4 protein-coding genes and 2 pseudogenes are annotated in these 5438 nt (G+C 71.8%); 3 read left to right on the top strand and 3 right to left on the bottom strand.

All coding sequences use genetic code 11. From position 1 onward, the window contains the following. Window positions 1-167 precede the first annotated feature (167 nt). The gene (efeU, locus tag R6V09_RS44825) at window positions 168-2243 is read right to left on the bottom strand and encodes an iron uptake transporter permease EfeU (protein ID WP_317887234.1); all 2076 of its coding nucleotides are present in this window, start codon (window positions 2241-2243) and stop codon (window positions 168-170) included. Window positions 2244-2439: 196 nt separating this feature from the next. Between efeU and R6V09_RS44820 the strand changes: the two genes are divergently transcribed. From R6V09_RS44820 to R6V09_RS44810, 3 genes are read left to right on the top strand one after another with little or no spacing between them, the layout of a single operon-like run. After that, window positions 2440-3108 (top strand): DedA family protein, encoded by a 669-nt coding sequence (locus R6V09_RS44820; protein WP_317887233.1) that lies wholly within the window; start codon window positions 2440-2442, stop codon window positions 3106-3108. Continuing rightward, window positions 3108-3710, top strand: coding sequence for a phosphatase PAP2 family protein (locus R6V09_RS44815; RefSeq protein ID WP_317887235.1), 603 nt, complete (start codon window positions 3108-3110; stop codon window positions 3708-3710). Before R6V09_RS44820 ends, R6V09_RS44815 begins: the two co-directional genes overlap by 1 nt. Further along, window positions 3707-4426 (top strand): phosphatase PAP2 family protein, encoded by a 720-nt coding sequence (locus tag R6V09_RS44810; RefSeq protein WP_317887232.1) that lies wholly within the window; start codon window positions 3707-3709, stop codon window positions 4424-4426. The genes R6V09_RS44815 and R6V09_RS44810 overlap by 4 nt, the downstream gene beginning before the upstream one ends. Window positions 4427-4539: 113 nt before the next feature. On the opposite strand, the pseudogene R6V09_RS44805 reads toward R6V09_RS44810, so the two are convergent. Both R6V09_RS44805 and R6V09_RS44800 read right to left on the bottom strand, forming a co-directional pair. Further along, window positions 4540-4962, bottom strand: a pseudogene (locus R6V09_RS44805) (ATP-binding protein); the annotation flags it as partial. 144 nt (window positions 4963-5106) lie between these two features. Then, window positions 5107-5438: pseudogene (locus R6V09_RS44800) on the bottom strand (hypothetical protein); the annotation flags it as partial.

The raw sequence follows: 5438 nt of genomic DNA, 5'->3' as shown, positions 1-5438 counted from the left end.
GAGCGCGAACGCCCCGCCGGCCAGCACCGCACCCGCGGCCCCGGCACCGAGCGCCGTCCGGACGAAGGAGCGACGGCCGGCTCCGGCCGGGCAGCCCGGGGTTTCGGCAGTGGACATCGGACGGGTCCCTTCACTACGGCCAGTGCTGTTCGTGGTCTCGTCGCTCATCAGGCGGACTTCCTGATCTCCAGCAGGTCCGGCACCGGTGCCAGGTCCTCCAACAACTGCCCGGTGGCGCCGTCGAGTCGGGCCTTGTCCGGCTGGCTCAGCTGCTCGACGGGGGTCCAACTGCCGCCGTGGTGCGCCGAGTCGAGCAGCTTCTGCAGCCGGGCGACAGCGGCGTCGACGGTCGGAAGCAGCGTCGGGGACTCCTTGGTCAGCAACGGCTTGAGTACGCTGAGGAGTTCGCGAGTGCCGGAGAGGTTGCTGTCGACGGTCGCGAGGTTGGTGCCGCTGCCCTCGTCCGTATCGCCGGTCAGCTCGAACTGCAGGGCGTTCTCCAGGATCTCGTGGGCCCGCAGCGGCAGGTCGCCCGGGTCGAAGTCCTGGGTGGGGAACGCCTTCCGCAACCCCACGACGGCGGTGGCGAGTTGCTGCGCGGGCACCTTCAACTCGCCCGCCGACTGCCCGTGCCACAGCCCGTACTCGATACGGTGGAAGCCCGCGAAGTCCTTGTCGGCGACTCCCCCGGCCAGCCCGTCCGCCCGGCCGTTGATCTTCTGGTCGAAGTCCTCGAAAGTTCCGTAGGCGGCACCGAGCGAGGCGTAAGTGCGGTGCGCGGTAAGCCAGTCGGCGCGCGCCTTGCCGAGGTGGTTGCCGGCGATGTCGGCGCTGAGCTGCCGGGTCTGGGTTTCGAGAGTGGCCAGGCCCTGGTCGACGTACACCTTGTAGGCCTTGAGGGGCGCGGCGAGGTCGTTCTCGGAGACGGGGACAACCGCCCTCACCGTCCCTCCCCCGCCGCTGACGTGCACGGTGGCGGAGGTGACGGCCTTGGCGCCGGTGGGGACGCAGCGCCAGGCGTACGAGCCGCCCGCGACGGTGGCGACCAGGTCCCGGGTGGTACCCGGCGCCAGGCCCTCGACCTCGCCGTAGACCGCGCCTGTGGCCGGGTCGATGAGATACACCTCGGCCGTCTTGTCGCCGGTGTTGTGCATCTGGAAGGTCTGGCGTCCGGTGTCGGGCGCGGTGAAGCCCTTGCCGCACTCCGTCTCGGAGACGGCGACCGTCTCGGAACTCGCGGGCTTGGGGCGGGCGAAGGCGACAACGAGCCCGGCCACGACGGCGGGTACGGCGACCACGGCCACAGGCACGACCCAGACGGGACGACGGCGCGGAGACGAGACGGCCTCCGGTGCGGGCGTGGGCGCGGGCTCCGTCTGCGTCTGCGTCCCCGTCTCCGTCGTCTTGATCCGCTCGCCGCGCACACTTCGCACTCCCCGCACTCCGCGCACGAACAGCGGCAGCACCACGGCGAGATAGCCGACGTAGCCCACGACCTGGAGCCAGGTCATCGCGGGCATCAGGTTGAACACGCCCTGGATCAGGGTGCTGTACCAGGAGTCCGCGTCGACGCTGCCGCTGAGGTCGAAGGCGTATGCCGTCAGGCCGGGCAGGACGCCGCCCTCCTGGAGGTCGCGCAGGCCGTAGCCGAGGACACCGGCGGCGATGACGACGAGGACGACGCCGGTGGCGGTGAAGAACTTCGTCAGGTTGATCCTGAGGACCCGGCGGTACAGGCCCCAGCACAGGCCCGCCGCGAGGACGAGGCCGATGGCGGCGCCGGTCAGGGGGCCGGAGGACTCGCCGGCCGCGCGGGCGGTGGTCCACAGGAACAGGGCCGTCTCCAGGCCCTCGCGGCCGACCGCGAGGAACGAGGTGAGCATCAGGACGCCCGCGCCCATGCCGAGCGCGCCCGTCACCTTCTCCTTGATCTCGCCGGCAAAGGTGCGGGCCGAGCGGCGCATCCAGAACACCATCGCGGTGACGAACGCGACGGCGATCACGCTGAGGACTCCGCCGAAGGTCTCCTGCGCGGTGGCGGAGAGGTTCGCCGCGGTGAACGTGAGCACGGCACCGAAGCTCAGCGCGAGGGCGATCGCGGCCAGCACGCCGGTCCATACCTGCGGCAGGCGGGACCTGGCGTCGGCGCGGACGAGGGTGGCCACCAGGATCGAGACGATGAGTCCCGCTTCCAGCCCCTCCCTCAGCCCGATCAGAAAGCTCGGAAACGCGTCGTCCCACATTGGGTGCGACCCCTCCTGGGTTAGTGAAGGCATGCCTTACTTCGCGGACCATCATGACTACATGCATGTAGTCGGTCGGTCATGAATCGGCAACGACCGGGCAAAAGTGCGGAACTCCTCGCGGGCCACGATCGTCTACAGTTGAGTAGACCGTCTACAGATTTGTAGTCAGACATCGGCGAAGGGGCTCACGACAATGACCACACCCTTGGACCTGGCGTCCCAGCTCGCCGTCAACGTGCTGGACGCCAAGTCGCTGCTGGCCGCCTTCGGTGTGCTGGGGGTCGGCGTGGTGATGTTCGCCGAGACGGGGTTGCTGATCGGGTTCTTCCTGCCCGGCGATTCCCTGCTGTTCACGGCGGGCCTGCTCTGCACGGGCGGCGCGGACAGAGCCGTGAAGCTGTCGCTCCCGCCCCTCCTGGTCGCGGCGGCGGTGGGCGCGCTCGCCGGAGCGCAGTGCGGCTATCTGCTCGGCCGGAAGGCGGGCGGCGCGCTGCTCACCCGCAGTCGCTCGGCCCGCTTGCACGAAGGCGCCCGGCGGGCCGAGGAGTTGCTCGATCGGTACGGCCACGCGAAGGCGGTCGTGCTGGCCCGCTTCGTGCCCGTGGTGCGGACAGTGCTGAACCCGATGGCGGGCGCGCTCGGGGTGCCCGTCCGGACGTTCACCGTGTGGCAGGTGGCGGGCGGTCTGGTGTGGAGCCTGGGACTGACGCTCGCCGGTTACGCGCTCGGTTCCTCGGTCCCGAACGTCGACAAGTACCTGCTGCCCATGGTCGCCCTGATCGTGGTCGTGTCGCTGCTCCCCCTCGTCGCCGAGGTGCGCCGCTCCCGCAGGGCGGCCCGGGCCGGGGAGGCGCACGGATGATCCTCGTCGCCTTCCAGGGGTCCTCGATCGACGGCTCGGCCTACGAGGACGTGGTGAACTCGGCGCGGCAGGCGCCCGGTTGGCTGGACGACACGGTCTCGGTCTGGTCGGCGTACGGGCTCGCGGTGTTCGCCGTGCTGATGGTCGTGGGCTGGTGGCGGGCGCGCCGCGTGGGTGCCGAGGCGGCGGTGACGGCGCTGGCCGTGCCGGTGGTCGTGGTGGCCGTGTACGGGATCGACTCCCTGCTGAAGGCGGTGGTGCGGGAGAACCGCCCCTGCCGGAGTCTGCGGGTGGTCACTCTGGAGGCGTGTCCGGCGCCGGGCGACTGGTCCTTCCCCAGCAATCACGCGACGATCGCGGCGGCTGCGGCGGTCGCCCTGTTCTTCGTCTCCCGCCGGCTCGGTGCCGTCGCGGCCGTGGCCGCGCTCGCAATGGCGGTGTCCCGGGTGTGGGTCGGGGTGCACTATCCGCACGACGTCGTGGCGGGCGTCCTGGTCGGCACGCTCCTCGCGTTCGGCGCGATGGTGTTGGTGCGGCGCCGGCCGAAGTCCCTGGTACGGCGGATCACGGCCGGCCGGCTGCGACCGCTGGTGGTGTCATGAACCGCAAGGACGTCGCCGAACTGGCGGGCAGCGTGGGCGTGGGTGCCTGGACCGCGTTCGGCGTGCTGAGCATGGTCGTGATCGGGCGCGAGGGCGTTCCGCTGTTCACGGACGAGGATCTGCTGTCGTGGTCCGTCGCCCATCGCCCGGACATGGCGGTGGCGGTGGCACGCGGTGTGACCGCGACCGGCACGGGCGTCGTCCCGTACGCCCTCGTCGTCCTCGCCGGACTCCTCACCGGCCGCACCGCATGTCGGCGTCTGCTCGCCGCGACCCTCGCCACGGCCTGCCTCGCCGCCGGGCAGGCGCTGCGCTACGGCGTGATGACGCTGATCGCGCGGCCCCGCCCGGTGCGGGGCGACTGGGCCGGACACGCCTCGGGCTGGTCGTTCCCCTCGGGCCACACCACCACGGCGGCGGTCACCGCCGGGCTGGTGATCCTCGCGATACGCGTGCGCGCCCCGCACGGACGGACCGCGCTCTGTCTGGCCGTCGGCTGCTGGGGCGCGCTGGTCGGGCTGACCCGGGTGTATCTGGGCGTGCACTGGTTCACCGATGTGGTCGGCGGCTGGCTGTTCGCCGTCGGCTGGCTCGGCGTGTGCCTGTGCGCGGCGGCCCGGTGGCTGCCGTCGCGGCTGCTCGCGGACGCGCCAGAGGCACCGGAGGGAGCCGTACCGCCACGGGAGGAGCATGCGCCCCGGGGTTCCGCGTCATAGCCGGTCGTCGTCTCCTGCCGGGGCCGGACCGGTGCCGGGTGGAGCGTGCTCGACTTCTCGGCGTCCTCCAACTCCTCCGTGTACTCAGGGCTGTTCGGTGGGTCGAGTTCGAGCTCGAACCAGACCTCCTTGCCGTCCTCGACGAGGCGGCTGCCCCAGCGGTGGGCGAGTGCGTCGACGAGGAGGAGACCCCGGCCGTTCTCGCTGTCGGCGTCGGCTTCCGGGAGCATGGCGCTCCCCGCCCGCCGATGCGCCGGCCGGGGCAGGTGGCGACGCTCGTCCGCGACCTCGCAGCGCAGGGTGCCGACGCCCAGGGACAGGGTGAGCCGGTATCGGCCGCCGGCGTGGACGACCGCGTTGGTGGCGAGCTCGCTGACCAGCAGTTCCGCGATGTCCATCAGGTCCGGGAGACCGTACTCGACCAGCCACTTGCGGACGGCCTCCCGGGCCTGGCGGACCGAGGGTCTTCCCGGGCCCAGGATCGTGGTGCGGCCGTCGCCCACGGTCGGCAGGGAGCGCGGACGGTCGTTCGGCATGGTCGTTTCCCTTCGGCCCCCGGGGGCGTTCGGCGCGTGCGGTGCGAGGCCGGGTCCGGCACCGGGCCCGGCCTCGTATCCACCATGCGTCCGCCGTGTCCGTCAGGTCTCGGGGGGAACTACCCGAAACCACCCGGCGGTTCGTCAACCCGACGCCAGGAGGTCCGTCTCCATCCGGATCGTCCACCCGCCCGTCGCCCCGTCACCGGACCTCATGTCCACGAACTCGCAGACCTGACGGGTCTCCCAGAGCCCGTCCTCCGGCCGTGTCTCGGGGCCGGGCGGCCTGAAGCCGAGGAACGGGTCGGTGATCCGGCCGCGCGGGGTGCGCAGCTCGCAGACGATCCGCTGGTGTGTCGACCACAACCGCAGCTGCGCGTGGTCGCAGCCCTGGGCCGCCGCGTATCCCGTGGCGCCGGACACGGCCCGCCCGAAGCGGACCGCTGCCTCGGGCGCCATGCCACGGGCCCGCGCCT

The sequence above is a fragment of the Streptomyces sp. W16 genome, from assembly GCF_033194735.1.
Classification (GTDB): Bacteria; Actinomycetota; Actinomycetes; order Streptomycetales; family Streptomycetaceae; genus Streptomyces.
This window is presented reverse-complemented; position numbering and strand designations above follow the sequence as displayed.